The 25,662-nt window shown below is 51.1% G+C and carries 27 protein-coding genes; 9 read left to right on the top strand and 18 right to left on the bottom strand.

The genetic code is table 11. The features are described from left to right. Positions 1-4: 4 nt before the first annotated feature. The 10 genes from ACYVJG_RS00910 to ACYVJG_RS00865 form a co-directional block, all read right to left on the bottom strand. Positions 5-1,090: an alpha/beta fold hydrolase gene (locus ACYVJG_RS00910; RefSeq protein ID WP_460429351.1), complete on the bottom strand. Its 1,086-nt coding sequence runs from the start codon at positions 1,088-1,090 to the stop codon at positions 5-7. A gap of 49 nt (positions 1,091-1,139) precedes the next feature. Continuing rightward, on the bottom strand, positions 1,140-2,465 hold the full coding sequence (locus ACYVJG_RS00905; RefSeq protein WP_460429350.1) for an aminodeoxychorismate synthase component I: 1,326 nt from the start codon (positions 2,463-2,465) through the stop codon (positions 1,140-1,142). A gap of 84 nt (positions 2,466-2,549) precedes the next feature. Then, positions 2,550-3,791: a beta-ketoacyl-ACP synthase II gene (gene fabF / locus ACYVJG_RS00900; protein ID WP_460429349.1), complete on the bottom strand. Its 1,242-nt coding sequence runs from the start codon at positions 3,789-3,791 to the stop codon at positions 2,550-2,552. A gap of 285 nt (positions 3,792-4,076) precedes the next feature. Next, positions 4,077-4,319 (bottom strand): acyl carrier protein, encoded by a 243-nt coding sequence (gene acpP / locus ACYVJG_RS00895; protein ID WP_022652985.1) that lies wholly within the window; start codon positions 4,317-4,319, stop codon positions 4,077-4,079. A 128-nt stretch (positions 4,320-4,447) separates the two neighbouring features. Beyond that, positions 4,448-5,188 (bottom strand): 3-oxoacyl-ACP reductase FabG, encoded by a 741-nt coding sequence (gene fabG, locus ACYVJG_RS00890; RefSeq protein ID WP_460429348.1) that lies wholly within the window; start codon positions 5,186-5,188, stop codon positions 4,448-4,450. A 5-nt stretch (positions 5,189-5,193) separates the two neighbouring features. Beyond that, the gene (fabD, locus tag ACYVJG_RS00885) at positions 5,194-6,126 is read right to left on the bottom strand and encodes an ACP S-malonyltransferase (protein WP_460429347.1); all 933 of its coding nucleotides are present in this window, start codon (positions 6,124-6,126) and stop codon (positions 5,194-5,196) included. A gap of 27 nt (positions 6,127-6,153) precedes the next feature. Next, positions 6,154-7,116, bottom strand: coding sequence for a beta-ketoacyl-ACP synthase III (locus tag ACYVJG_RS00880; protein WP_022652988.1), 963 nt, complete (start codon positions 7,114-7,116; stop codon positions 6,154-6,156). Then, positions 7,113-8,165, bottom strand: coding sequence for a phosphate acyltransferase PlsX (plsX, locus tag ACYVJG_RS00875; protein ID WP_460429346.1), 1,053 nt, complete (start codon positions 8,163-8,165; stop codon positions 7,113-7,115). The genes ACYVJG_RS00880 and plsX overlap by 4 nt, the downstream gene beginning before the upstream one ends. Positions 8,166-8,261: 96 nt before the next feature. Then, positions 8,262-8,441, bottom strand: coding sequence for a 50S ribosomal protein L32 (gene rpmF / locus ACYVJG_RS00870; protein ID WP_022652990.1), 180 nt, complete (start codon positions 8,439-8,441; stop codon positions 8,262-8,264). 26 nt (positions 8,442-8,467) lie between these two features. Continuing rightward, positions 8,468-8,965 (bottom strand): YceD family protein, encoded by a 498-nt coding sequence (locus ACYVJG_RS00865; protein ID WP_022652991.1) that lies wholly within the window; start codon positions 8,963-8,965, stop codon positions 8,468-8,470. Positions 8,966-9,019: 54 nt separating this feature from the next. Between ACYVJG_RS00865 and ACYVJG_RS00860 the strand changes: the two genes are divergently transcribed. Genes ACYVJG_RS00860 through ssb form a run of 3 tightly spaced genes read left to right on the top strand, consistent with a single transcriptional unit; the run spans position 9,020 to position 10,886 of the window. Continuing rightward, entirely contained in the window at positions 9,020-9,610 is a 591-nt protein-coding gene (locus ACYVJG_RS00860) for a Maf family protein (RefSeq protein WP_460429345.1), read from the top strand. After that, a complete protein-coding gene (locus ACYVJG_RS00855; protein ID WP_022652993.1) occupies positions 9,610-10,317 on the top strand; it encodes an SAM-dependent methyltransferase in 708 nt (235 codons plus the stop codon). Before ACYVJG_RS00860 ends, ACYVJG_RS00855 begins: the two co-directional genes overlap by 1 nt. 44 nt (positions 10,318-10,361) lie before the next feature. After that, positions 10,362-10,886 (top strand): single-stranded DNA-binding protein, encoded by a 525-nt coding sequence (gene ssb, locus ACYVJG_RS00850; RefSeq protein ID WP_460429344.1) that lies wholly within the window; start codon positions 10,362-10,364, stop codon positions 10,884-10,886. A gap of 8 nt (positions 10,887-10,894) precedes the next feature. Here ssb and ACYVJG_RS00845 read toward each other — a convergent pair whose 3' ends face one another. Beyond that, entirely contained in the window at positions 10,895-11,056 is a 162-nt protein-coding gene (locus ACYVJG_RS00845) for a hypothetical protein (protein ID WP_460429343.1), read from the bottom strand. On the opposite strand from ACYVJG_RS00845, the gene ACYVJG_RS00840 reads away from it, so the two are divergent. After that, positions 11,055-11,573: an REP-associated tyrosine transposase gene (locus tag ACYVJG_RS00840; protein ID WP_460429342.1), complete on the top strand. Its 519-nt coding sequence runs from the start codon at positions 11,055-11,057 to the stop codon at positions 11,571-11,573. The genes ACYVJG_RS00845 and ACYVJG_RS00840 overlap by 2 nt on opposite strands. A 647-nt stretch (positions 11,574-12,220) precedes the next feature. Here ACYVJG_RS00840 and ACYVJG_RS00835 read toward each other — a convergent pair. From ACYVJG_RS00835 to ACYVJG_RS00820, 4 genes are all read right to left on the bottom strand, one after another. After that, entirely contained in the window at positions 12,221-12,664 is a 444-nt protein-coding gene (locus ACYVJG_RS00835; protein ID WP_022652594.1) for a hypothetical protein, read from the bottom strand. Positions 12,665-12,807: 143 nt separating this feature from the next. Beyond that, the gene (locus ACYVJG_RS00830) at positions 12,808-13,014 is read right to left on the bottom strand and encodes a heavy-metal-associated domain-containing protein (protein ID WP_022652595.1); all 207 of its coding nucleotides are present in this window, start codon (positions 13,012-13,014) and stop codon (positions 12,808-12,810) included. Between the two features lie 21 nt (positions 13,015-13,035). Further along, positions 13,036-15,201: a heavy metal translocating P-type ATPase gene (locus ACYVJG_RS00825; RefSeq protein WP_460429341.1), complete on the bottom strand. Its 2,166-nt coding sequence runs from the start codon at positions 15,199-15,201 to the stop codon at positions 13,036-13,038. A gap of 314 nt (positions 15,202-15,515) precedes the next feature. Then, positions 15,516-16,700 carry an acetyl-CoA C-acyltransferase family protein gene (locus ACYVJG_RS00820; protein ID WP_022652597.1) on the bottom strand — a complete coding sequence of 395 codons (1,185 nt, stop codon included), beginning with the start codon at positions 16,698-16,700 and terminating at the stop codon, positions 15,516-15,518. Between the two features lie 51 nt (positions 16,701-16,751). Between ACYVJG_RS00820 and ACYVJG_RS00815 the strand changes: the two genes are divergently transcribed. The 5 genes from ACYVJG_RS00815 to rnk all read left to right on the top strand — a co-directional run bounded on the left by ACYVJG_RS00815 (position 16,752) and on the right by rnk (position 22,650). Then, positions 16,752-17,669 (top strand): LysR substrate-binding domain-containing protein, encoded by a 918-nt coding sequence (locus ACYVJG_RS00815; protein WP_022652599.1) that lies wholly within the window; start codon positions 16,752-16,754, stop codon positions 17,667-17,669. A gap of 331 nt (positions 17,670-18,000) precedes the next feature. Beyond that, positions 18,001-19,248, top strand: a complete 1,248-nt coding sequence (locus ACYVJG_RS00810; protein ID WP_460429340.1) for a pyridoxal phosphate-dependent aminotransferase — start codon at positions 18,001-18,003, stop codon at positions 19,246-19,248. Between the two features lie 118 nt (positions 19,249-19,366). Beyond that, on the top strand, positions 19,367-20,677 hold the full coding sequence (locus tag ACYVJG_RS00805) for a homoserine dehydrogenase (RefSeq protein ID WP_460429538.1): 1,311 nt from the start codon (positions 19,367-19,369) through the stop codon (positions 20,675-20,677). After that, positions 20,677-22,104 (top strand): threonine synthase, encoded by a 1,428-nt coding sequence (gene thrC / locus ACYVJG_RS00800; RefSeq protein WP_460429339.1) that lies wholly within the window; start codon positions 20,677-20,679, stop codon positions 22,102-22,104. The genes ACYVJG_RS00805 and thrC overlap by 1 nt, the downstream gene beginning before the upstream one ends. A gap of 138 nt (positions 22,105-22,242) precedes the next feature. Beyond that, positions 22,243-22,650 carry a nucleoside diphosphate kinase regulator gene (gene rnk, locus ACYVJG_RS00795; protein WP_460429338.1) on the top strand — a complete coding sequence of 136 codons (408 nt, stop codon included), beginning with the start codon at positions 22,243-22,245 and terminating at the stop codon, positions 22,648-22,650. A gap of 147 nt (positions 22,651-22,797) precedes the next feature. Here rnk and ACYVJG_RS00790 read toward each other — a convergent pair whose 3' ends face one another. From ACYVJG_RS00790 to ACYVJG_RS00780, 3 genes are all read right to left on the bottom strand, one after another. Further along, positions 22,798-24,177 carry an MFS transporter gene (locus ACYVJG_RS00790; RefSeq protein WP_027405051.1) on the bottom strand — a complete coding sequence of 460 codons (1,380 nt, stop codon included), beginning with the start codon at positions 24,175-24,177 and terminating at the stop codon, positions 22,798-22,800. Positions 24,178-24,261: 84 nt separating this feature from the next. Beyond that, on the bottom strand, positions 24,262-25,011 hold the full coding sequence (rlmB, locus tag ACYVJG_RS00785) for a 23S rRNA (guanosine(2251)-2'-O)-methyltransferase RlmB (protein ID WP_022652607.1): 750 nt from the start codon (positions 25,009-25,011) through the stop codon (positions 24,262-24,264). A gap of 61 nt (positions 25,012-25,072) precedes the next feature. Further along, positions 25,073-25,645 carry a TIGR00645 family protein gene (locus ACYVJG_RS00780; protein ID WP_460429337.1) on the bottom strand — a complete coding sequence of 191 codons (573 nt, stop codon included), beginning with the start codon at positions 25,643-25,645 and terminating at the stop codon, positions 25,073-25,075. Between the last annotated feature and the right edge of the window lie 17 nt (positions 25,646-25,662).

Here is a 25,662-nt window from a genome sequence, read left to right as displayed (position 1 = left end):
TTGCTTAAGCCAACAAGAACTGCTGAATTTCTTCGCTTAATTCTGCAATTGCATTCACACCATCCAAATGTCCGCCACTGCCTTGCAAGGTCAGCCAATAGACAGTTTTTCCCTGTGTTCGCAGCCAATTCGCTGCCGCCAAAGCACGCTCTGGATATAACAACAAATCACTCTCAGCAGCGATAAACAGCAAGGGTGCGGTAATCGTACGCGCATCGCCTTGTTGCAGATCTTCTAGTAAGTCATAGCGTTGATTTGCCCGTACTAAATACAAGATGGCATTGGGATCGGACAATGCTGCCGTCTCCGCCGCACGCTTTTGCAAGCTATGCAGAATCGAAAACTCACCTTGGTCGTTTTTGCGACGGCCAAAGATGGGGTTGAGATAATCAGGGTGCAGTGCATCGAGCACAATTTGACGAATACACGCTTGTAACCCCTGCTCAGGTCGGGTTTGACCGTAGTATTGCCCTTGCTGCCAATTAGGATCCAGACGAATCGGTGTTGCCCATTGTTCAGTTCGCTCGATTAAATAGGCATCTGACGATAAGCCAGCCGGAATCACCGCAATCACCTTACCGACTTCATCAGGATAAGCTGCCGCCCACGTCAAGGCCTGCATCGAACCCATTGATGGCCCTGCCACCGCGTACAGCGACTCAATCCCGAAATGACGCAAGACTTGACGTTGTGCATTCACAAAATCACGCATCGTGATTTCGGGAAAATCCATCGCAAATGGTAAGCCGGTGGCAGGGTTGATCGCCGCAGGGCCGGTGGCAATGGCATTGAGGTTCTGGTTGACCAGTGTATCGCAACAAATCACAAAAAATTGATTGGTATCAAGCGCTTTATCAGGGCCAATCAAACTATCCCACCACCCCGGCAAAGGATCGTCTGGTTGATAGCGACCCGCCGCATGGCTGTTACCAGAAAAGTAGTGGCACACTAAAATAGCATTGCTACGCATTTCATTCAGTGTGCCATAGCATTCATACCCTAAATCAAAATCTGGTAACGCCACACCATCCACTGTCACAAAATCACGAATACGCAGACGCTGTTTTTCTACCAAGGGCAAACTGGACATCACGACGCCACCTCAAAGCGATAAAATCAGCATCATGCCGCGTTCAGTGTCATTTGGCCAGCGTGCCTCTATCTTGCCCATCGACCCCCAATGCCCGTAACAATCCCCGTGCCTTATGGCGGGTTTCTTGTAATTCACGTTCGGGATCGGAGTCCGCCACAATGCCAGCGCCAGCGCGGAAACGCAGCTGATCGCCTTCCATCATAAAGGTGCGAATTAGGATATTGCTGTCTAAGCGCCCATCGTGATTGAGATAGCCCAAACTGCCGGTATAAGCACCGCGAGCCGTGGTTTCTAACTCACGAATAATCTGCATACAACGCACTTTAGGACAACCGGTAATGGTGCCACCGGGGAATAAAGCACGGAACAGTTGCAAGACATTGATGTTGGCTTGTAAGCGCCCACGGATATTCGATTCAATATGGTGCACAAAGGGATAACTGGCGACAGTCATCAACTCATCGACTTCGACCGTCCCCGGCACACAAATCCGGCCTAAATCGTTACGCTCTAAATCAATCAACATCACATGCTCTGCACGCTCTTTCAGGCTACCAATCATATTGGCTTTCAAAGCCGCATCCTGTTCCGGATCACTCGACCGAGGATGGGTTCCTGCAATCGGGCGCGTATCGGCCCAGCCTTGACGTACCCGTACCAATCGTTCAGGTGAAGAACTGACAATTGCCTGATGTGGATTAAATTGCCATAACGCCGAGAAGGGCGCAGGGTTGGCGTGTCGTAAGGCGGCAAAGACATCTATTGCTTGCTGTGATGGAGCTAATGTCGCTTGCCACTGTCGCGAGAGATTGACTTGGAAGACATCTCCTTCGCGGATATAACGCTGCACCTTCACCACACCTTCAACAAATGCTTCGGGAGGGTCTTCGCTCAATGCCGTCATGGTGAGGGCAGGCGCCTGCCAAGTCGGTACCGAAGACACCATCTGCAGCAGTTGTTGCAATTCAGCTTCTGTTTCAGCGACAGCATAGGCTTGTTGCTGTTCACGATCGACCAAAATTGCCGCTGGAATCCGCGCTAAGGCTGCCAAAGGAAAAGCATCGGCATGGGGTGCCGGTACCGTTGGTTCGAACTGATGTAACACCTCATACGCCAAATAAAACACCCAGCCACCGGTAAAAGGCAAAGGTGTGTTCAGCGGAGAGGTATTTGCCACCACCGGCAAGGCGGCTAAAGCTGCGAGCAATTCACTGCCCTCATGTTGCTGAAACAAGCGGGTGTGGCGTGGTAAAGCAAACAAAATATCCCACCCCTGATGAGCCACCGATTGCAGCAAAGTCGGGAATACCGCAGGAGAATGAGCATGCAGGGCGTGCAAATCAGGAGTGACAGCGAAAGTATGAGTAAACATGCAGAGCCAAGAAAAAATAAAACCGCCGTGAGCGTATCACGGCGGCCAGAGTGGGCAAACTATTCACCCGAATTGCAGCGTCTTTTAGACTTTCTTGAACACCAACGTCCCGTTAGTGCCACCAAAACCGAAGGAATTGGAGATCGCTACATTCATCTTCATGTCGCGGGCTTGATTCGGCACATAGTCCAAATCACATTCACCAGCGATATCTTGTTCGAACAAGTTAATGGTCGGCGGCGCGATTTGGTGATACAGCGCCAAGATCGAATACACCGCTTCGACACCACCAGCACCGCCCAAGAGGTGCCCTGTCATCGACTTAGTCGATGAGATCGCCAGTCGACTTGCATGGTCGCCAAACGCAATTTTTAGCGCGCGGGTTTCGTTGGCATCGCCCAATGGTGTCGAGGTGCCGTGAGCGTTGACATAATCAACCTCATCAGGCGCCATCCCTGCATCTTTCAGGGCATTCAAGACACCCCGAGCAGGGCCTTCGGCATTGGGTGCGGTGATGTGGTGAGCATCCGAGCTCATCCCAAAACCCACTAATTCAGCGTAAATTTTGGCACCGCGTTTCACCGCATGTTCGTATTCTTCCAATACGACCACACCCGCACCTTCACCCATCACAAAACCATCACGGCCAGTATCCCAAGGACGAGACGCGGTTGCCGGATCATCGTTACGTGTGGAGAGCGCTTTCATGGCAGCAAAACCGCCAATCCCAAGGCGGGTAATCGCCCCTTCTGCACCACCAGCCACCATCACATCGGCATCGCCATACTGAATCAATCTTGCCGCATCACCGATACAGTGTGCACCAGTGGTACATGCGGATACGATGCCATAGCTTGGCCCTTGAAAGCCTTTGATGATCGAAACATGACCCGCAATCAAATTAACCAACGAACCTGGGATAAAGAAAGGCCCAATTTTACGCGGTCCCCCTTCATATAACGCCACCCCAGTTTCTTCGATCAATGGTAACCCACCGATACCCGAGCCGATATTGACCCCAACTCGTGTTTTATCCAAATTGGGCAGGTCTTCTAACCCAGCATCGGCAACCGCTTGAAACGCTGCCGCAATCCCATAATGAATAAACACATCCATCCGGCGGGCTTCTTTTGGTGAAATGTAATCACCAATGTTAAAGCCTTTTACCTCACCAGCAATTTGACAAGCAAGGTCGCTGGCATCAAAGCGCGTGATACGGGTAATGCCAGATTGGCCAGCCACGATATTGGCCCAGCCAGTCGCGATGTCGTTGCCAACTGGGCTAACTTGCCCAAGACCAGTAATCACAACTCTGCGTCGTGCCAAGGGAAACTCCTTTATTGACATCTATCCCACTGATGTAAGGGGAACTTTGACCGCGTGTCTTAAATCTGGTTAAACCAGCCAAGCTTACGCCGTTGTTTGACATCATCTGTCACCCACAAGCCCGAAAATCTTACCGCACTTGCCACAGGCACATTGAAACGGGCAGTGGGAGGCTGTTGACAGCTAAAACGATTGTTTGAGTTGGCCAGACAGCAAAAAACCTCTGCCGTTGTTGAATGTGTGCAAACAGCACACCGGCAGAGGTTGATATTCCGGCAAGCGGAATTACTGCTGGTTCTGGTGCTTGTTGATGTAGTCCACAGCTTGTTGCACTGTGGTGATTTTCTCTGCTTCTTCGTCTGGAATCTCACAACCGAATTCTTCTTCCAGTGCCATCACCAGTTCCACCGTGTCGAGAGAGTCGGCACCCAGATCATCGACGAAAGAAGAGTCGATTTTGACTTCTGCTTCGTTGACGCCCAGTTGTTCTGCGACGATCTTTTTAACACGTTGTTCGATGTTTTCCATTTGGAGTAAACCTTTCCCTTTTTATGGCGGGCTGCAAAAAACCGCGCCATTCTAACAAAAAATCCAGAAAAAAAATGCTTATCCGCACAATTGCTTGTGCAACAAGCGCTGGCAACACTGCACAGCGACTATACCATTAACATACCACCATTGACATGCAAGGTCGTACCCGTGATATAACCCGCGCGAGAAGAGGCCAGAAACGCGACCGCATCGGCAATATCTTGTGCTTCACCTAAGCGACCCAGCGCAATTTGGCCTTCGAGTGCTGTTCGCTGCGCTTCTGGTAGCGCAGCAGTCATATCGGTGGCAATAAAGCCCGGTGCAACGCAATTCACGGTGATATTGCGGCTACCGACTTCACGTGCCAAGGATTTCGAGAAACCGATAATAGCGGCCTTAGCTGCAGCATAATTACACTGCCCAGCATTCCCCATCACCCCAACGACAGAGGCGATGTTGATGATACGGCCCCAACGCGCTTTCATCATGCCGCGCAATACGCCTTTCGAGAGACGATACACCGATTTAAGATTGGTCTCCATAATGGCATCCCAATCATCGTCTTTCATCCGCATTAGCAGCTGATCGCGGGTGATACCGGCATTATTCACCAAGATCGCCACTGCACCATATTTTTCTTCGACAGCAGCCAAGAGTGTATCCACCCCTTCAGCACCGCTTTCGGTACGGAAGATCATGCCTACGCCACCGCTGGCCGCCAAACGCTCGCTGATCGCAGCAGCGCCGGCTTCAGACGTAGCCGTCCCAATCACCACCGCGCCCTCTGCCGCTAAGCTATCAGCAATGGCGGCACCAATACCGCGCGAAGCACCGGTGACCAGTGCGATTTTTCCTTGCATCGACATCTTGATTACTCCGCTAATGCGGCCATCGCCGCTTCAATCGCTGCTGCATCGGTCAAAGCCAAAGTATTGACCGCTTTATCAATGCGTTTGCCCAAACCAGCCAAAACCTTACCTGGACCACATTCAACATGCTGCGTCACCCCTTGGGCGACTAAGTAAGCGATGGTTTCTGTCCAACGCACCGGTTGATACAGTTGACGCGCCAAAGTGTCACGAATGGCAGCGGCTTCGGTGTACGAGGCCACATCGGCATTGTGAATCACTGGAATCGTTGGGGCATGGAGGGGCGTCTCAGCCAATGCCAATGCTAACTTTTCTGCTGCAGGTTGCATCAGCGCACAATGCGAAGGCACTGAAACCGGCAAAGCTAAAGCACGTTTTGCGCCACGTGCTTTACACGCCTCAATCGCGCGATCCACGGCGGTCTTTTGTCCGGCAATGACCACTTGCCCCGGCGCATTTAAATTCACCGCAGACACCACCTCGCCCTGTGCTGCTTCAGCACATGCAGCCATAATATCTGCATCTTCCAAGCCCAAAATAGCAGCCATCGCACCGGCGCCTTCGGGCACAGCGCTTTGCATCGCCTCAGCGCGTAAACGCACCAATTTGACCGCATCAGCAAAAGCCAAACTCTCCGCCGCTACCAAGGCACTATATTCACCCAAACTGTGTCCAGCCAACCATTGCGGTTTTGCACCACCGGCGGCCAACCATGCACGATAAATGGCCACCCCTGCCGTTAACATCAAAGGTTGGGTGTTCACGGTTCGGTTAATCGCATCAGGCGTTTCTGCCTGTAACATCGCCCACAAATCTTCGCCCAGCACAGCAGAGGCTTCTTCAAAAGTGGTTTTGACCAATGGGAAGGCGCTAAAACCATCCATCATTTTCAGGCTTTGTGAACCCTGACCCGGAAACAGAAACGCAAATGCCATCTTTCTTCCTTTGTATGAGGCGAACAATCAATAACGCAGCAGCACCGAGCCCCACGCAAACCCACCGCCGATGCCTTCTAACATCACTAACTGGCCACGTTGAATCCGGCCATCGCGCACTGCGGCATCTAAAGCCAGAGGAATCGAGGCAGCAGAGGTGTTGGCTTGCTGTGGCAGAGTAACCACCACTTTTTCCATCGGCAAATGTAAATGACGCGCTGTGGCTTCAATAATGCGTAGGTTAGCCTGATGCGGCACCAACCAATCGAGTTCAGATTGTGCAAAACCAGCTTGTTCTAAGGTGCGAGCCGCTAATTCTGATAAGGCTTTGACAGCAAATTTGAATACCGCTTGACCATCCATATACAGATAAGGGCTACCGACAATCTGTCCATGCTGCATGCTGGCTGGCACATTCAGAATCGACCCAAAGCGACCATCCGTGTGAATGTGACAGCCGAGAATCCCTGTCTCATCATCCGCCACCAACACCGCCGCCCCTGCGCCATCGCCAAACAACACACAGGTACGACGATCATTCCAATCGAGAATGCGCGAGAAAGTCTCGGCCCCAATCACCAATACACGATGCGCTTGTCCACTACGGATAAAGGCATTCGCAGTCGAGAGTGCATAGACAAACCCAGCACACACCGCCGCCACATCAAAAGCGGCAGCTTGTGGTGTCATCCCTAATTTTTGATGCACAATACTTGCCGTACTGGGGAATTGCATATCCCCTGAAGCCGTTGCAACAATCAACAAATCAATGTCAGTAGCAGCAAGATTGGCAGCGGCTAAGGCGCGTTGAGCAGCAATCACGGCTAAATCGCTGGTTTTCTGATCATCCGCAACAATGTGGCGAGCCTGAATCCCAGTACGACTGACAATCCATTCTTCGTCACTGCCAATACGGGGGGCAAGTTCGGCATTGGTCAGCACACGCTCAGGGAGATAGCTGCCAGTTCCAACAATACGTGCATAGGTCATGGGCTGATTTCAGTTTGGAGAAGGTCTGCGGATGCCGCACAGTGTTGTAACTGTTGTGCGACCTGTTCAGTAATATGTTGACTTACATTGGCACGCACTTCATCGAACGCTTGTTGCAATGCACACTGAAAGCCAAACGAATCGGTACCGCCGTGGCTTTTCACCACGATACCGCGTAAGCCAAGCAAACTTGCGCCATTATAACGGCGCGGGTCAACCCGTTTTTTAAAATGGCGCAATACCGGCAAGGCCGCCAGCGCACATAAACGAGCCCACCAAGTACGGGTGAATTCTTCGCGTAAGAAGGTTGCCACCATGTGGGCCAAACCTTCTGAGGTTTTCAATGCAACGTTACCGGTAAAGCCATCGCACACCACCACATCAACGGTGCCGGCGTAGATATCATTCCCTTCGACATTACCGTAGAAATTCAATGCCGATTGCCGGAGTAACTCCGCCGCTTGTTTGACAATATCATTGCCTTTAATGTCTTCAGAACCGATGTTCAACAAGCCGACGGTTGGCGCAGCTTTATTGTGCAAGCCACCAATCAGAGATGCCCCCATGATGGCAAACTGTAGTAGCTGCGCGGGTGAGCTATCGACATTAGCACCCAAATCGAGCATACAGGTCTCGCCTTTGAGCGTTGGCATCAATTTGGCAATCGCTGGCCGATCAATTCCGGGTAAGGTTTTTAAAACAAAGCGCGCCGTTGCCATCAAAGCGCCGGTATTACCCGCCGACACACAAGCTTGAGCACGACCTTCTTTGACCAAGTTAATGGCCACCCGCATCGAAGAATCTTTTTTATTTTTTAAAGCAATTTGCGGCAATTCATCCATCTCAACCACCTGACTCGCGGCATGAATGGTCAGCCGAGGGTGATCGCGAAGATGGGCCTTTTGTAGTTGGGCAGAGATAGCCTCTTCTTGTCCAACTAAAATCAGATGGACGTCGGAATGCTGTTCGAGAAAGGCCAGTGCCGCTGGCACGGTGACGGCAACGCCAACGTCGCCGCCCATTGCATCAATGGCAACGGTTAGGGTCATTTGAGTAAGACGCGGGAAAAGTCAAGCCGTGCGAAAGGCACGGCTTGACTGGGTTGATTCGGCCTGAAACTCAGTCCATGCCGCCGGAGCAAAAGCTTATTCGCCTTTTGCTTTCACGACTTTGCGGCCACGGTAGAAACCGTTAGGGCTGATGTGGTGGCGCAGGTGAACTTCACCGGTAGAAGCTTCGACTGCCAAAGCAGGGGCGGTCAGAAAGTCGTGGGCACGATGCATACCGCGCTTGGACGGGGATTTTTTGTTCTGTTGAACAGCCATGATGACTCCTTGAAACGGATAGGGTTTTACTCGGGCTGGCGTTTCAGGCTGGCCAGCACGGCAAAGGGGTTGGGGCGTTCGGCACGGCTGCGCTCCAGTGCCGCATTGCCACAGTTTTCGTGGCGCGGCGCTATCGGCAGGGCCAACAGCACTTCGTCTTCAATCAACGCCTCTATATTGAGTTCTTCTGTTGCAACAATCGCATCTAAACTCTCGTCCATTTCACAGGCCGACTCGAGGCGAGCCTCGGAGGTAAAGAGTGTGATACGGCTGTCAACATCAAGCGAGAACGGCATGGTTTCGAGACAACGTTGGCAACGCAAGGTCAGTACGGTTTGAATTTGCAAGCGCAAAAAAGGACGCGACAAGGTATCGATATCACCTTGTAGCGACCACACCAGCTCACCATCAGTAGCGGCCAGTTCCTCGACCACTCGTGCCAGCTTAGCCAATGCTATGCGGCCACTGCGGCTTTGCCGATCTCGGGCAAATGAGAGGCTGTCGATCAAAATCGGGGTTGACATAAACCGCGCATGATATAATCCAGCGCTTTACCTTGTCAAAGAAAACGCATACTTATGTCCACCACACCCCGTTTAATCTTGGCTTCGACCTCTCCCTTTCGCCACGCTTTGTTAGCTCGTTTTGGACTGGATTTTGCCGCTATTGCACCGGACTGTGATGAGACACCACTGGCCGGTGAAACTGCCGCCGCCACAGCACAACGCCTCGCCCGCGACAAAGCCAAATCACTGGCTCATGCTTATCCACAAGCCTTGATTATTGGTTCGGATCAGGTGGCGCTGTTAGAGGGGCAACAACTGGGCAAACCCGGAACGCACGAAAAAGCTGTTGCCATGCTTCAAGCCATGCGTGGCCAGACAGTGGCCTTTCATACCGCGCTTTGTCTTTTCAATAGCGCAACCGGACACAGCCAAGAGATGGTGGACATTACGCGTGTGGTGATGCGTGACTACAGCGACGCACAAATCGCAGCCTACCTTGCCCGTGAGCCGGATGCGCTGCGCTGTGCTGGAGCAGCAAAAAGCGAGGGTTTGGGCGGTGCGTTGATCGAGCGCATTGAATCGACCGACCCGAACGCCTTAATTGGGTTGCCTGTCTTTGCTTTGATTGGCTTTTTGGCAGCCGAAGGGCTTGAGGTATTGTAATGGCCACGCTATTTCTGATTCCAACCCCACTGGGTGAGATGCCAATGCCCGATTGGCTCGCACCCGCGCAGTTACAGCGGGTACAACATTTACAGCATTTTGTGGTCGAAACAGCCAAAGTAGCGCGCCGCCATCTGAAAACGCTGGGTTTGCACACCCCATTGCAGCAATTATGGTTACAAGAGCTGAATGAACATACGCCAGATCATGCCGTTGCTGCGTTATTAGCGCCGCTACAAGCTGGGCACGATGTGGGATTGATTTCTGATGCGGGTTGCCCCGGCATTGCCGACCCGGGGGCGAAATTAGCAAAGCGTGCGCACCAAGCTGGTTTTACCGTCTGCCCACTAGCGGGGCCCTCGTCGATTGTTTTGGCCTTAATGGCATCGGGTTCAGATGGGCAGCGTTTTAGTTTTCATGGTTATTTACCAGCGGATACCGCCACACGACAGCAAACGTTGAAACAGTTGGAACAGCGTTCACGCAAAGAAAAGGCGGCTCAGTTATTTATTGAAACGCCCTACCGCAATATGGCGATGATCGACAGCTTGTTACAAACGCTGGCCCCTGACACACGTTTAACGGTGGCCTGTGATCTGACTCTCGCCAGCGAGACGATCATCAGCCAACCCGTGGCAAAATGGCCACGCAATCAGGTTGACTTTCACAAGCGACCTGCTTTATTTATTGTAGACTCAACCCAATAAGCATAAACGCTATTTTCCCTAACCTCTGATGAAAGAATTTCAACATGGCCTCTGTCAATAAAGTGATTTTGGTAGGCAATCTGGGACGTGACCCAGAAGTTCGGTATATGGCCAGCGGTGAAGCGGTGTGCAATTTCAGTATTGCCACAACGGATACATGGAAAGATAAAAACGGCCAAAAACAAGAGCGTACCGAGTGGCACAATATTGTGATGTATCGCCGTTTGGCTGAGATTGCTGGTGAGTATTTGAAAAAAGGCCGTCCGGTGTATATCGAAGGCCGTTTGCAAACCCGTAAGTGGCAAGATAAAAACGGCCAAGATCGTTACACCACAGAGATTATTGCTGACCAAATGCAGATGTTAGGGGGGCGTGACAGTGGTGGAATGGGCGGTGGCTATGATGCTGCGCCACCGATGATGGAAGATAACGGTTATCACGCGATGCGTGACGATACGCCCCCCGCCCGCCCCAGCGCACCCCCACCCGCCCCACGCCGTCAAGCTCCCGCGCCAATCAGCAATCAGCCGGCGAATTTTGACGATATGGACGATGATATTCCGTTTTAAATCTCAATTTATTTAAACGGATTTTTATTGAGTGGACGCGCTACGATTATCTCAACCCGAATGCTGGTGTGGGGTGAATAAGCGTAGCGCATCCACCAACCAAAAGGAATACACCGGCGTAGGGCGAATAAGCACAGCGCATCCACCAACACCTGCCCAACTTCAAACATGAGCAACTATCGACGAGCCCAAAGCCCGGGCGGAAAATATTTTTTCACCGTCGTGACAAAAAACAGAAAACCATGGTTTAACAACGAAAATCATATTGATTGTTTACGGCAGGCTTTCAGGCAAACATTGCTTGAAAAACCTTTTATCATTGAAGCCATTGTAATTTTACCGGATCACCTGCACTGCATTTGGCAATTACCGCAGGGTGATAGCGATTTTTCATCTCGTTGGCGAGAAATAAAGAAACGCGTATCACGAGATTTAGATAGACAGACCAATCACAGAAATGAACGCCAAGTATGGCAACGCCGATTTTGGGAACACCAAATTCGTGATGAAATAGATTGGCAAAATCATTTAGATTACATTCATTTTAATCCAGTTAAACATGGCCTAGTACAGCAAGTTAAAGATTGGCCGTGGTCATCATTTCATAAATTTGTCGCTAAAGGCTGGTATCCGAACGATTGGGGTTACCCGTTACCGGATATAGTAAAGCAGATGGAGTTTGAGTGAGTAATTTGGTGGATAAGCATAGCGCATCCACTCGGCCTTCTGCTGCCGTGTTGCACCTTTGGTGATCTGAATGTTTACGTACGACATGGAATTGCCGAAAAAAAAGATTGCGAAACAAATAACGTAGGGGGGATAAGCGTAGCGCATCCACCCCCCAAACAAATTTTTATACAATAACATCAAAACCAGAGTGATTTGGTGGATGCGCTACGCTTATTCACCCTACAAAACTGCAGCAAATGGTTAGGTGGTCTCTATTGCATCTTCGATAGAGATACCAGCGATTTCCAGCCGCACCAGTGATTTGGTGGATGCGCTACGCTTATTCACCCTACAAAACTGGTATCCGAACGATTGGGGTTACCCGTTACCGGATATAGTAAAGCAGATGGAGTTTGAGTGAGTAATTTGGTGGATAAACATAGCGCATCCACTCGGCCTTCTGCTGCCGTGTTGCACCTTTGGTGATCTGAATGTTTACGTACGGCATGGAATTGCCGAAAAAAAAGATTGCGAAACAAATAACGTAGGGGGGATAAGCGTAGCGCATCCACTCCCCAAACAAATTTTTTATACAATAACATCAAAACCAGAGTGATTTGGTGGATGCGCTACGCTTATCCACCCTACAAAACTGCAGCAAATGGTTAGGTGGTCTCTATTGCATCTTCGATAGAGATACCAGCGATTTCCAGCCGCACCAGGATTGAGCCTGTTTCAGAATCCCAATCATTCGGCATGGTGTGTTTATGTAGTTTATCCACTGCTCTAGCCTGCTCGGTTGATATGTAGGCAATGCGCAGGAGGCGTCCTATCATCGTCGCCACTTCATTAGGTTGCTGCCCTCGCCAGTACATATCGAATGCCAGATTGCGTATGTATGCGCATGGAACAACGTGCTCACGATAGGTTCTCCCGGGCGCCTTTCGATTAAGCTCTATGTATTCGTTGTTAATGAGCGTATCAAAGACCCTGGAGTGAACAGCCACAGATCGTGGGTTATTGTCCTTCTGCTCCTCCCAAAACGAATACAGAACATCTGCGGCCCGCTGGAATGCTCTCAGCCTTAGTTCGTGTCGAGAGAACGCCATCAAGATCTCCTAACTTTGTTTTAGGGCGACTGCCCTGCTGTGCAACATCGTTCCTGCTCATAATATCCAACATCGCTTGCTGCACGGATGTGCAGCCAATGTAGGGTGGATAAGCGTAGCACATCCACCCCCCAACAAATTTTTTATACAACATCAAAACCGGCGTCTTCAATCACGGCGTGCAACTGTGCCAATGACACTTGCGACAAATCCGCCTCGACAACGGCTTCACCACGTTCGTGACTGACTTCAACTTGGCTGACACCCGCCACAGCAGCTAACAACCCCTGCAAACGCTTCGAACACCCACCACACGTCATACCCTCAACCCGAACACGAATTTGTTCCATCTTTGATTCCCCATCATGAAATTAACGAAACCGTTTCAAACGCAAGGCATTGGTCAAAACAGAAATCGAGCTCAACGCCATTGCTGCCCCTGCCAGCACCGGATTTAACAAACCGAATGCCGCCAGCGGAATACCCAGCACATTGTAGATAAATGCAAAAAACAGATTTTGACGAATGGTAAGCAATGTGGCTTGAGACAGGCGAATCGCGTCGAGGATATGTTGAATATCACCTTGCACTAAAGTGACATCCGCCGTTTCCATCGCAATATCACTGCCACTGCCCATCGCAAAACTGACATCAGCCATCGCCAAAGCAGGCGCATCGTTCACACCATCCCCCACCATCGCCACCACCTGATTTTGTTGCTGTGCTTGTTGTACCCAATCCGCTTTTTGGGCAGGGGTTAAAGCAGCGTGAACTTGACTTGCAGCCATGCCTGCCTGTGCTGCAACCGCCAAAGCCGTTTTTTCTTGATCGCCAGTGAGCATGTGAGTCTGCACCCCCTGTGCGGCCAGCTGTTGCAAAGTGTGTTTTACCTGCGGTTTCAGAGGATCGGCAAGACCGAGATAAGCCACGATCTCAGCATTTCGTGCCAACGCAATCACACTGCAACCTGCCTCTTGCCACGATTGCATCAAAGATAATGCCGGCGGCGTTGACATTAACCAGTGAGGGCGGCCCAAAGCCCAATGGGTGTTTTGTTCATCATGGGCGGCAAACCCTTGTCCAATTGTCGTTTGCCACTCGCTCATCGGCTGTAGCCGCAGTTGACGTTGCTGTGCCTCATGCAAAATCGCCGAAGCTAAGGGATGCGTGGCATTTTGCTCCAGTGACGCGGCAAGGGTGAAGACGGTGTTTTCATCTAAATCAGCAGCCAACACATGACAATGTTGCACCACCGGTTGTCCTAAAGTCAGCGTACCGGTTTTATCCACCGCCAAGACGGCCACTTGGGCGGCGCGTTCGAGTGCAGCGGCATTACGAAATAAAATCCCGCGCTGCGCGCCTAGTCCGACGCCGACCATAATTGCCGCTGGTGTGGCTAAGCCCAGCGCACAGGGACACGCAATCACCAACACCGCCACCGCATGAATCAGCGCCTGTTCTAATTCGCCGGTAAAAAAAGCTGTCAATCCAAAAGTCAACAAAGCAATCACCACCACCACCGGCACAAAAATCGCCGACACCCGATCTGCCAATCCTTGAATAGGTGCTTTGGAACCTTGTGCTTCTGCCACACGGCGCACAATCGCTGCCAATTGCGTCTCACGACCAGCACGTTCAACCGCAATGGTTAAGTGACCCAATTGCACCCGAGTACCGGCAAAAACCTTATCTTGCTGTTGTTTTTCTACTGCCACGCTTTCACCGGTCAACAGCGATTCATCCAACGCGGCTTGTCCCGCCACGACCACACCATCCACCGGCAAGGTGTCGCCCTGAGCCACCAAGACCCGATCACCCGCCAATAAACTGGCAATCGGTAATTCTTGCACCATGCCATCCCGTTCAACCCGTGCTGTCGCCGGAGCCAGTTGTAACAGATGGTTCATCGCAGCCGTGGTTTGCCGCTTGGCGCGGGCTTCGAGGGTTTTACCCAGCAACACCAAGCTAATCACCATCGCCGAGGCTTCAAAATACAGCGCGTGATGATGTGTTGCACCGCTCCACAACACCCAACTCGACCACAGCCATGCCATCGATGTCCCCAGTACCACCAAGACATCCATATTCGCCCCACCGCCGCGCAACGCTGCCCATGCGCCACGATAAAAACGCCAACCGACAATAAATTGCACTGGCGTTGCCAATAACCATTGCCATAACGCAGGCACCACACCGTGATGCCCAACAAGCATCGCCACCATTTCAACAGCGAATGGTGCAGTCAATAGCAATGCCAACCACAATATGCGCTGTTCTTGTGGTGCGTGTTCTTGTGCGGCAGGGGCCGGCCAATCGTCTGCTTGTTCTTGTCCAGAGAAACCAGCACGCGCAATCGCAGCGGAGATTTGTTCGGGGGTGATGGGATGTTGGTCAGGAAAACGGACATGCGCCGTTTCATCAGCAAAATTGACATTCGCCTCAGCATTCGGCAAGCGGTTCAACACTTTCTCTAACCGCGCTGCACAAGCGGCACATGTCATGCCTTGAATGGAAAAATGTCGTACCGAGTAAGCCATATTAGTCCTGTTTTAAAATCGAATCGCCCAACCCATGATATTGGGTCACAGCCGCAGAGAGCACCCGATCAGGCAGCATACCGATGATTTAATCAAAACCAGAACTGGTTTTTGCAGAAAACGGAACAACTCATTCGTTTGATAACACGCTAAAAGCCCATCCACTCGGCCATTAGCGGTTTAGGCTTGATTTTTTAATTAAAGGCTGAATTGGCAACAACAAAAAACCGCCCCACCCAATCAAGGATGCGGCGGTTTTTTTGATGGTGGTGTGACGGATACGGCGGTATCACCACATCCACCACACGACACGATTATACGCGTTCGAAAATCGCGGCAATCCCTTGGCCACCACCGATACACATGGTCACCAACGCATAACGACCGCCAATACGGTGCAGCTCATACAACGCTTTCACCGTCAGAATCGCACCAGTCGCGCCAATCGGATGACCCAATGCCACTGCCCCCCCATTTGGGTTCACTTTGGCAGGATCAAACTCACAACCGCGTGTGACACATAACGCTTGTGCAGCAAAGGCTTCGTTCGATTCAATCACATCCAAATCATTCACTGACAGCCCTGCACGCTGCAAAGCACGCGCCACAGCAGGGATCGGGCCTTCACCCATGAAAGCAGGATCGACACCAGCAATCCCATACGACACCAAACGACCCAGCGGCTGGGCGCTCGATTTTTTCGCGCCAGCGGCGGTTGCCAACACAATTGCAGCCGCGCCATCATTCAAGCTCGACGCATTACCCGCTGTCACAGAACCATCTTTCTTGAAAGCTGGGCGCAGTTTGGCCAATCCTTCAGCACTGATGTCACCGCGTGGGTGTTCGTCAGTATCAAACAATGTCGTGCCTTTGCGAGTGACTAATTCCACTGGCAAAATTTGCTCTTTGAAATGACCGGCAGCAATCGCAGCCACGGCGCGGCGATGTGATTCAACCGCAAACGCATCCTGCTCTTCACGGGAGAAACCCCACTTAGCTGCAATATTTTCTGCGGTAATCCCCATGTGGACGGTGTCAAATGGATCGGTCAATGCCCCGACCATCATATCCACCATTTTGCTATCCCCCATCCGAGCGCCCCAACGCGCAGCTGGCAATAAATAACCGGCACGGCTCATCGATTCAGCCCCACCAGCAATCGCCAACTCGGCATCACCCAGCGCCAGCATCTGCGCCGCAGAAACAATCGCCTGCATACCGGAACCGCACAGACGGTTCACGGTTAAGGCTTGCGACGCATGGCTCATACCACCGTTAAGGCATGACACACGAGACACATACATATCGCGAGCTTCAGTATGCAGCACATTACCAAACACACCGTGGTCGATGTCTTCTGCGGCAACACCAGCGCGTTTAATCGCTTCTTTCACTACCTGTGCACCCAGTTCGCTAGGTGCAAAGTCTTTCAAAGCACTACCATAGTCAGCAATGGCAGTACGCACACCAGACAGCACAAAAATTTCAGGCAACGTCATTTTTCTTATCCTTTACGTAAGGGTCATCGTTGAGCACGAGGGCTTAATTTAATGCATTTTTCGTTAAAACAGATACAAGTGTTTGTTCATGTCGCCCGTTATGAGAGCATTTCCCGCGCAGCGGAAAGCCTTGCCATGTCGCCTTCTGCGGTAAGTGGCGCACTGTGTGAATTAGAACGGCAGTTTTCGATTCAGTTATTTGACCGTGTAGGAAAACGCTTGCGCCTCAATGCCTTAGGCCATGCCTTACAGCCACAAGCAGAAGAATGGCTAGATCGCGCTGCCGCACTTGAAGCCTTGATGAAAAGCCAAGATGCCTGTGGACCATTGGCAATTGGAGCAACCTTAACGTTGGGCAATTATTTGGTCACTGGGTTGGTGGCGGAGTATATGCAACAACATCCCGCCAGCCGTGTGAGCCTAGAAGTTGCTAACACTCGGCACATTGTTGAAAGAATGTTGTGTTTTGCCTTGGATGTCGCCCTGATTGAGGGTGAATGTCATCATCCTGAGCTGATAACAGAATCGTGGGGCGGGGACAGTTTGGAAATTTTTTGTGCGCCCGACCATCCTCTGGCCAAACAAGGACAGCTCTCACCACGCGATTTTGCTCGTGAAACGTGGATTGTGCGTGAAACCGGATCGGGTACCCGCGAGGCCTTTGATCGAGCGCGTGCTGCCCATCAATTACCCATTGCCATCCGCCTTGAGTTGGAACATACCGAAGGGATTAAACGTGCGGTGGAATCGGGGCTTGGGTTGGGGTGTGTGTCGGGATTGGCGCTGCGTGAGGCATTTCGGCGCGGCAGTCTGGTCAAGCTAGCGGCACCGTGGTTAGACCTACGACGGGAATTTTTATTGGTTTATCATCGCGATAAATACCTCACCCCCGCCCTGCAACATTTTCTGCGTTTATGTCGCGAATCGCTGGCACAAGGCTGTTTACAACGAGAAAGCCGCATTCCCTAATGCAATTAGCCCACTATGCCTAGTGCGTCGCAACACAGATTGCGTTAGGATTATGCGCCCTGCTTGACGCAGGTGAATACCACGTTTTTTTACCTGACTTATTCGGAGTATTTCTCATGCAAGCGTGTTTACGAGGCTGGCTGGCTGTGACTGACCTGAACCCCTGCGCCCGAGCGACTGCGGCGCGAGCCGCCGCCTCGATGATGCTTGCCATGATGGCTATGCAGTGAACGCTGCGCCCGCTTGGCGACAACGCAAACAACGTCGCCGTCCCCCTGCTTTTGTGGCAAAGAGTCCCACTCGCGCCACTGTTTTAATAAGGTCAGTCACTATGCAACCCATTTTAAAATCTAACAAACTGGCAAATGTTTGTTACGACATCCGTGGCCCAGTTTTGGCACGCGCCAAACAAATGGAAGAAGAAGGCCACCGTATCATCAAGCTCAACATCGGTAATCCTGCGCCATTTGGTTTTGAAGCGCCGGAGGAAATTGTGGTCGATGTGATGCACAATTTGGGCGATGCTTCGGGGTATTCCGATTCGAAAGGCTTGTTTGCTGCACGCAAAGCCATCATGCACTACACCCAGCAGAAAGGCATTGCTGGTGTGAAAATTGACGATATTTACATCGGCAATGGCGTGTCAGAGCTGATTGTGATGGCAATGCAAGCCCTGTTAGACAGCGGTGATGAGGTATTAGTCCCCTCGCCAGATTACCCCCTGTGGACCGCCGCCATCAGCCTTGCCGGTGGCGTCCCTCGGCACTATATCTGTGACGAGAATAATGGTTGGTTGCCCGATTTAGACGATATTCGCGGCAAAATTACCCCCAGCACCCGCGCCATTGTGTTAATCAATCCAAACAACCCGACAGGGGCGTTATACCCTGAAGCTTTCCTGCGCGAAGTGGTAGAACTGGCCCGTCAGCACCAGCTGATTGTGTATGCTGATGAGATTTACGACAAAGTGGTGTTTGATGGCCAAAAACATGTGTCGATTGCCAGCTTGGCCGACGATGTTTTATTCATCACCTTTAACGGTTTGTCGAAAAACTATCGTGCATGTGGCTATCGTGCAGGTTGGATGATTGTTTCTGGCGAAAAACGTCATGCAAAAGATTACATTGAAGGCCTGAATATGCTGGCCTCGATGCGTTTGTGTGCCAATGTCCCCGGGCAATTTGCGATTCAAACCGCACTCGGTGGTTATCAAAGCATTGATGATTTGGTTGCACCACAAGGGCGTTTGACCAAACAGCGCGACCTTGCTTGGGAAATGCTGAATGCCATCCCGGGTGTGAGCTGTGTCAAACCGCAAGCCGCGCTGTATCTCTTCCCCCGTCTTGATCCAAAAATCTATCCGGTGGCAGACGATCAACAGCTGATTCTCGAATTTTTAGAAGCGGAAAAAGTTTTGCTGGTACAAGGCAGCGGCTTTAACTGGGCACAACCCGACCACTTCCGTGTGGTGTTCCTGCCGAATGTCGATGACTTGCGCGATGCCCTCACCCGCCTGACCCGTTTCTTAGAACACTATCGCAAGCGCCACGGCACCGATACCGCCGTGAGCCACGCTTAATTTATTAACCTAGGATAGCTCGTTACTTTAAGGAGACCGCGAGAAACAGAGTATGCACGGCATACTATGCTATCCCTCCCCGCTGACCACCGGCGGGGCTTCTCGCGCACAAAACATCATGAAACCCATCCAAGTTGGCCTGTTAGGCATCGGCACCGTTGGCGGTGGCACTTTTACTGTTTTGAATCGTAACCAAGAAGAAATCACCCGCCGCGCTGGCCGCCCTATTCAAATTACGATGGTGGCAGATAAAAACCTCGACCATGCTCGTACAGTTGTCGGCGATGCAGCAACCGTCACGGATGATGCGTTTGCCGTGGTGCGTGACCCGAATGTTGACATTGTAGTGGAACTGATCGGTGGCTATGGTATTGCCAAAGAATTGGTTTTAGAAGCCATCCGCAATGGCAAGCATGTAGTGACCGCTAACAAAGCTTTGTTGGCCGTACATGGCAATGAAATTTTTGCTGCGGCACGCGAAAAAGGCGTTACCGTGGCTTTTGAAGCGGCCGTTGCCGGTGGGATTCCAATTATTAAAGCGGTGCGTGAAGGTCTATCCGCCAACCGTATCCAATGGATCGCCGGCATTATCAACGGCACCACCAACTTTATTTTGTCGGAAATGCGCGACAAAGGGTTGTCGTTTAATGAAGTGTTAGCGGAAGCTCAACGCTTAGGTTATGCCGAAGCTGATCCGACTTTCGACGTTGAAGGGGTCGATGCTGCACATAAAATCACGCTGCTGTCGGCCTTGGCGTTTGGTACTCCAGTGCAATTTAACCAAGCCCATATCGAAGGCATCACGTCACTGAAAGCAGAAGATATTCGCTATGCAGAACAATTAGGCTATCGCATTAAATTGTTAGGCATCACTCGCCGTACCGAAGCCGGTGTCGAGTTGCGTGTTCACCCCACTTTGGTGCCAGAAAAACGCCTGATTGCCAATGTTGAAGGGGCGATGAATGCGGTGTTAGTACAAGCGGATGCCGTTGGCGCCACCTTGTATTACGGTAAAGGGGCAGGGGCAGAGCCGACCGCCAGTGCAGTGATTGCTGATTTGGTGGACGTGACTCGCTTACATACCGCCGACCCAGAACACCGTGTGCCACACTTGGCCTTCCAACCCGATCAATTGGCTGAATTGCCTATTCTGCCTATCGGTGAAGTGGAAACCGCTTACTACTTGCGTTTATCCGTCGAAGACAAGCCCGGTGTCTTGGCCGATGTAACGCGCATTTTGGCTGATCACAGCATCAGTATCGACGCCATGTTGCAGCGTGAACCAGCGGAAGGCGCTGATCAGGCAGACATCATTATTCTGACTCATCGCACGTTCGAAAAATACATGAGTGCTGCACTCGAGAAAATCACTGCCTTGTCAGTGGTGCGTGGTGATGTCACTCGTCTGCGTTTGGAGGCATTAGGTTAATGCGTTATCTCTCGACTCGCGGTCAATCACCGGCCCAATCTTTTTCTGATATTTTGCTCGGTGGTCTCGCCCCAGATGGCGGGTTATACCTGCCAGAACAGTATCCACAGGTCACCGCCGAGCAGTTAGCGGCTTGGCGTCAACTGTCGTATGCTGACTTGGCATTTGAAATTTTGAGCCTGTTTGCAACCGATATCCCAGCAACAGACTTGCGCGACATTTGCCAACGCACCTACCGCGCCGAGGTGTATGGCTATGCCCGACAGCTAGAAAAAGCAGCCGATATCACCCCCGTCACTTGGTTAAAAGAGGGCATTGGGTTACTCGAATTATCGAATGGCCCTACGCTGGCCTTTAAAGACATGGCCATGCAGTTGCTTGGCAATTTGTTTGAATATGTGTTGGCCAAACGTGGCGAGGAAATCAATATCCTCGGTGCAACCTCCGGTGACACAGGCTCGGCAGCAGAATATGCCATGCGTGGTAAACGTGGTGTGCGTGTCTTTATGTTGTCACCGCACGGCAAAATGAGTGCCTTCCAACGGGCACAGATGTATTCCTTACAAGACGAAAACATCTTTAACATTGCTGTGGAAGGGATGTTTGATGATGCACAAGACATCGTCAAAGCAGTATCAAACGATCATGCCTTCAAAGCACGTTATAAAATCGGGGCAGTGAATTCGATCAACTGGGGCCGGATTGCGGCGCAAGTGGTGTATTACTTTAAAGGCTATTTTGCCGCCACCCAAGATAACAGCCAGCAAGTTGCGTTCTGTGTGCCTTCGGGTAACTTTGGCAATATTTGTGCAGGTCATATCGCCCGCATGATGGGGCTGCCGATTGGTAAGCTGATTTTGGCAACCAACGAAAACGATGTGTTAGATGAGTTCTTTAAATCGGGGGCTTATCGCCCACGTGGAACGGCAGATACCTTCGTTACCTCTAGCCCTTCGATGGATATTTCTAAAGCCTCGAACTTCGAGCGTTTTGTGTTCGATTTAGTCGGCCGTAACCCAACACGCTTGGCTGAATTGTGGCAACAAGTGGATCGGGGTGGGTTTGATCTCAGCACCAGTCCAGAATGGGCACAACTGGAACAATTTGCTTTTGCTTCAGGAAAAAGTACCCACGCCGATCGTTTAGCCACGATTCGCAGTGTGTTTGCTTCGGATGGCTTGATGATCGATACCCATACGGCAGATGGCGTTAAAGTCGCTCGTGAGGTGGCAGTGACGGGGATGCCGGTGTTGGTATTGGAAACGGCACAGGCAGTGAAGTTTGCCGAGACGATTCAAGAAGCCCTGCAACAAAGCCCAGCTGCGCCACAAGGGTTGGCGAATTTAGAAGATTTGCCACAGCGAGTGACGGTCATGCCGGCCGATGTCGAACAGGTGAAACAATTTATTGTTGCCCATAGCGAATAGTCGCCAATCAACAGGCAAACTGTTACACTGCCTTTGATGATTTGAGTCTTATCCGCCCACCGTTTTGCGGTGGGCGTTTTCTTTTTTTGCTGACCTCGCTTCAATCCTGAAGCAGGGCAGAGTGTGAGGAGCTATTTTATGTCTACCCCCCCTTCTCTGATTTTGTCCAGCCTAGATGTGTTGCGTTTGGAAAAGCTGTTACAAAACGCCGAGTGGCGACACAGCCCAGCCGCCGTTGCCTTAGAGGCAGAAATTGATCGGGCGGATATTGTCGATCCACAAGAGATCCCTGCCGGTGTTGTAACGATGAATTCGCGTGTCCGCTTATTGAATATCAGCACTGGGCAAGAGATGAGTTATACCCTTGTCTATCCGCAAGATGGTGGTGAGGGATGTTTGTCAGTATTAGCGCCCGTTGGCTCGGCATTACTTGGTTTGTCAGTCGGGCAAGAGATTGATTGGCCGTTACCCTCTGGCAATACACATCGAATTAAGGTGTTGGATGTGTTGTATCAACCAGAGGCAGCAGGGGAATTTACTCGGTAGTATGAGCCAGATTTGCAATTTGGCATGAAGCAAGAAGCTATTGACAGCCACACAAGGCTCTCCCAACAAAGCCAACATCACCAAACGATGCATCAAAAAAAAAGTGGCCGTACATCCGGCCACTTTTCCCATGCAATATCGCTCTCATCAAGACGCTTTAATTTGTAACAACGCCTCAACCCCTGCTTGATCCCACGTCCCCTGCCGGACTTTAAGATACGCCACGTCTTCAGCCGCAATCACCACCGCCTCACATACCCCCTCAAAACGCGCCAACTGCGCTGACAAAGCTGCCGCATTCCCTTGCCAATGACGCGCAATAAAATCAGGATCGATATGATACAACTGAGTTCGCACCGCAGGCGGCGGCGTCATACGGATAGCAAGTAACAACCAAATCACCATCAATACCGCACAAAACGCAAACGTCCCACTGCTGCCATACCAACCATATAACGCCCCCCCGACACTGGCCCCGACAAACAAGCCCAACGATTGACCCGTGTTATATACACCAATCGCCGTTCCCTTTGCCTCGGCAGGGGCAATTTTAGACACCAAAGAGGGTAAGGTCGCTTCTAAGATATTGAAAGCAATAAAATATAATGCCAACGCCGCCACAATCGCCGCAAAGCTATCTAACCACAACGCCATACTGATTTGTGCAATACACATCAAACTAATGGCAAACACAAAAACCTGTTTCAAACGGTGCTTTTTCTCACCGTAGATAATCGCCGGCACCATCAACACAAAACCCAGCACCACCACGGGCAAATAGACCTGCCAATGATGATCATGATCTAAACCACCGGTTTTCGTTAACAAAAACGGAATCACCACAAACATCGCCATTTGTGCCGCATGCAGCGCAAAAATCCCAAAGTTCAGACGCAACAACTCACGATTGCGCAACACAGCAGGTAAGCGTGCTGGCGAGGCTTCGGCATCAGAATGAAAACGGGTCGCCACTGGATTAGGAATAATCCAATACACCCCAAGCAGCGCAAACACACACAACACCGCTGTCAACAGAAAAATACCGGGGACGCCAATATAGCGGGTGAGTAACGGGCCCAATACCAAACTAAAGGCAAACGTCAGGCCAATCGTCATCCCAATCATTGCCATAGCGCGGGTGCGGTTTTCTTCACGGGTCAGATCAGCCAATAACGCAGTAATCACGGCTGAAATCGCCCCTGCCCCTTGAATCACGCGCCCCACTGTCAACCACACCACATCCGGCGCCCATGCAGCAATTAAGCTGCCGATGGCAAACAGGATTAAACCGAGATAAATCAGCGGTTTGCGGCCAATATGATCCGACCACATCCCAAAGGGCAATTGCAACAAAGCTTGGGTCAGGCCATAGCTGCCTAATGCCAGCCCGATCCACAGCGGTTCATCACCGCCCGGAAGGGTGTGGGCATATAAGGCAAACACCGGCAAAATCAAAAACATCCCTAACATACGCAGGGCGTATAAGCCTGCGAGTCCTAGACTGGCGCGCAGTTCAAGTGCGGTCATGCGATTGATCGTTCCATAAAAAGAGAAAGCCACCACACAAAGGCGGTGTGCTTTCGTGGTGGATTATCACCGTTTCCTTGTGGCTTACGACACAGCTAATACCCGTTGACGGCGGCTTTCAGCCAACACCATGCCGCTGGCCACCGAGACATTTAGACTTTCAACAGAGCCAAACATCGGAATCGATACCAGTACATCACAGGTTTCACGCGTCAGCCGGCGCATTCCTTCGCCTTCAGCCCCCATCACCCAAGCCAATGGGCCGGTATGTTGGAAATGGAATAGATCGGTGCTCGCTTCCATTGCGGTACCAGCAATCCACACGCCAGCCTCTTTTAGCTCGCGCAAAGTACGCGCCAAGTTGGTCACTGTGATATATGGCACAACTTCCGCTGCGCCACATGCCACCTTACTCACCGTGGCATTCAGCCCAGCTGAACGATCTTTTGGTGCGATCACGGCATGAGCGCCCATTGCATCGGCAACACGCAAACACGCCCCCAGATTATGAGGATCGGTCACCCCGTCTAATACCAATAACAACGGCGCTTCTTGCAGGTTTTCCAACACATCGTCCAAAGTCAAGTAATGGCGACGAGGATCAATCTGTGCGACAACACCTTGATGACGTGCATGGCCAGTCATGCCATCTAAACGCGCATTATCGAGGTAATGCAACCGCACCCCAGCCCGTTCCGCTTGTGCAATTGTTTCCTGCATTCGGCTATCGTGACGACCATTGGCACAATAGAGTTCAATAATACTGTCTGGGTTTTGAAATAAACGGGCATTCACTGCATGAAAGCCGTGAATCAGTTGAGTGGGACGAGACACAGAGCAACTTTCTTTGATATGCGCGAGTGGGCATTGTCCCCAAACTCGCGCCAGCACAGGATTAGTGCGGATGATGAGCAACAACAGTGGAATGCAATAGCTTATCGGTGTAGGCAATGGCTGCCGCCGAGAGCAAGAAAGCTAAATGCAAGAACAGCTGCCATTTTATCGTATGCTCATCCAAGCGAGAAGCATTGATAAAGGTTTGCAATAAGTGAATGGAAGAGATTGAAATAATCGCCATCGACAATTTGACTTTTAATACCGAGGCGTTCACATGATCTAACCATTCTGGTTGATCGGGATGGTTATCCACCCTCAACCGTGACACAAAGGTTTCATAGCCCCCCACGGTAACCATCAACAACAAATTGGCAATCATCACCACATCAATCAATGCTAATACGGTTAGCATGATTTCAGTTTCAGTGAGCACATCAAGCTGTGTTAACAGGTGATAAAGCTGGCTGAGAAATTTCCAAGCATATACCCCTTGCACCACAATCAAACCCAAATAAATTGGCAGTTGTAACCAACGACTCCAAAAAATCAGAGCGGCGACTTTCCCTTTCACCCCTTCTTGCCGGTACACGGGGATAGCGGAAGCGGTATGTTGTCCTTCGGATGGTGTCATGCTGAATTCCTGATGAT

The sequence above is a fragment of the Aquaspirillum soli genome (genome assembly GCF_054781915.1).
This window is presented reverse-complemented; position numbering and strand designations above follow the sequence as displayed.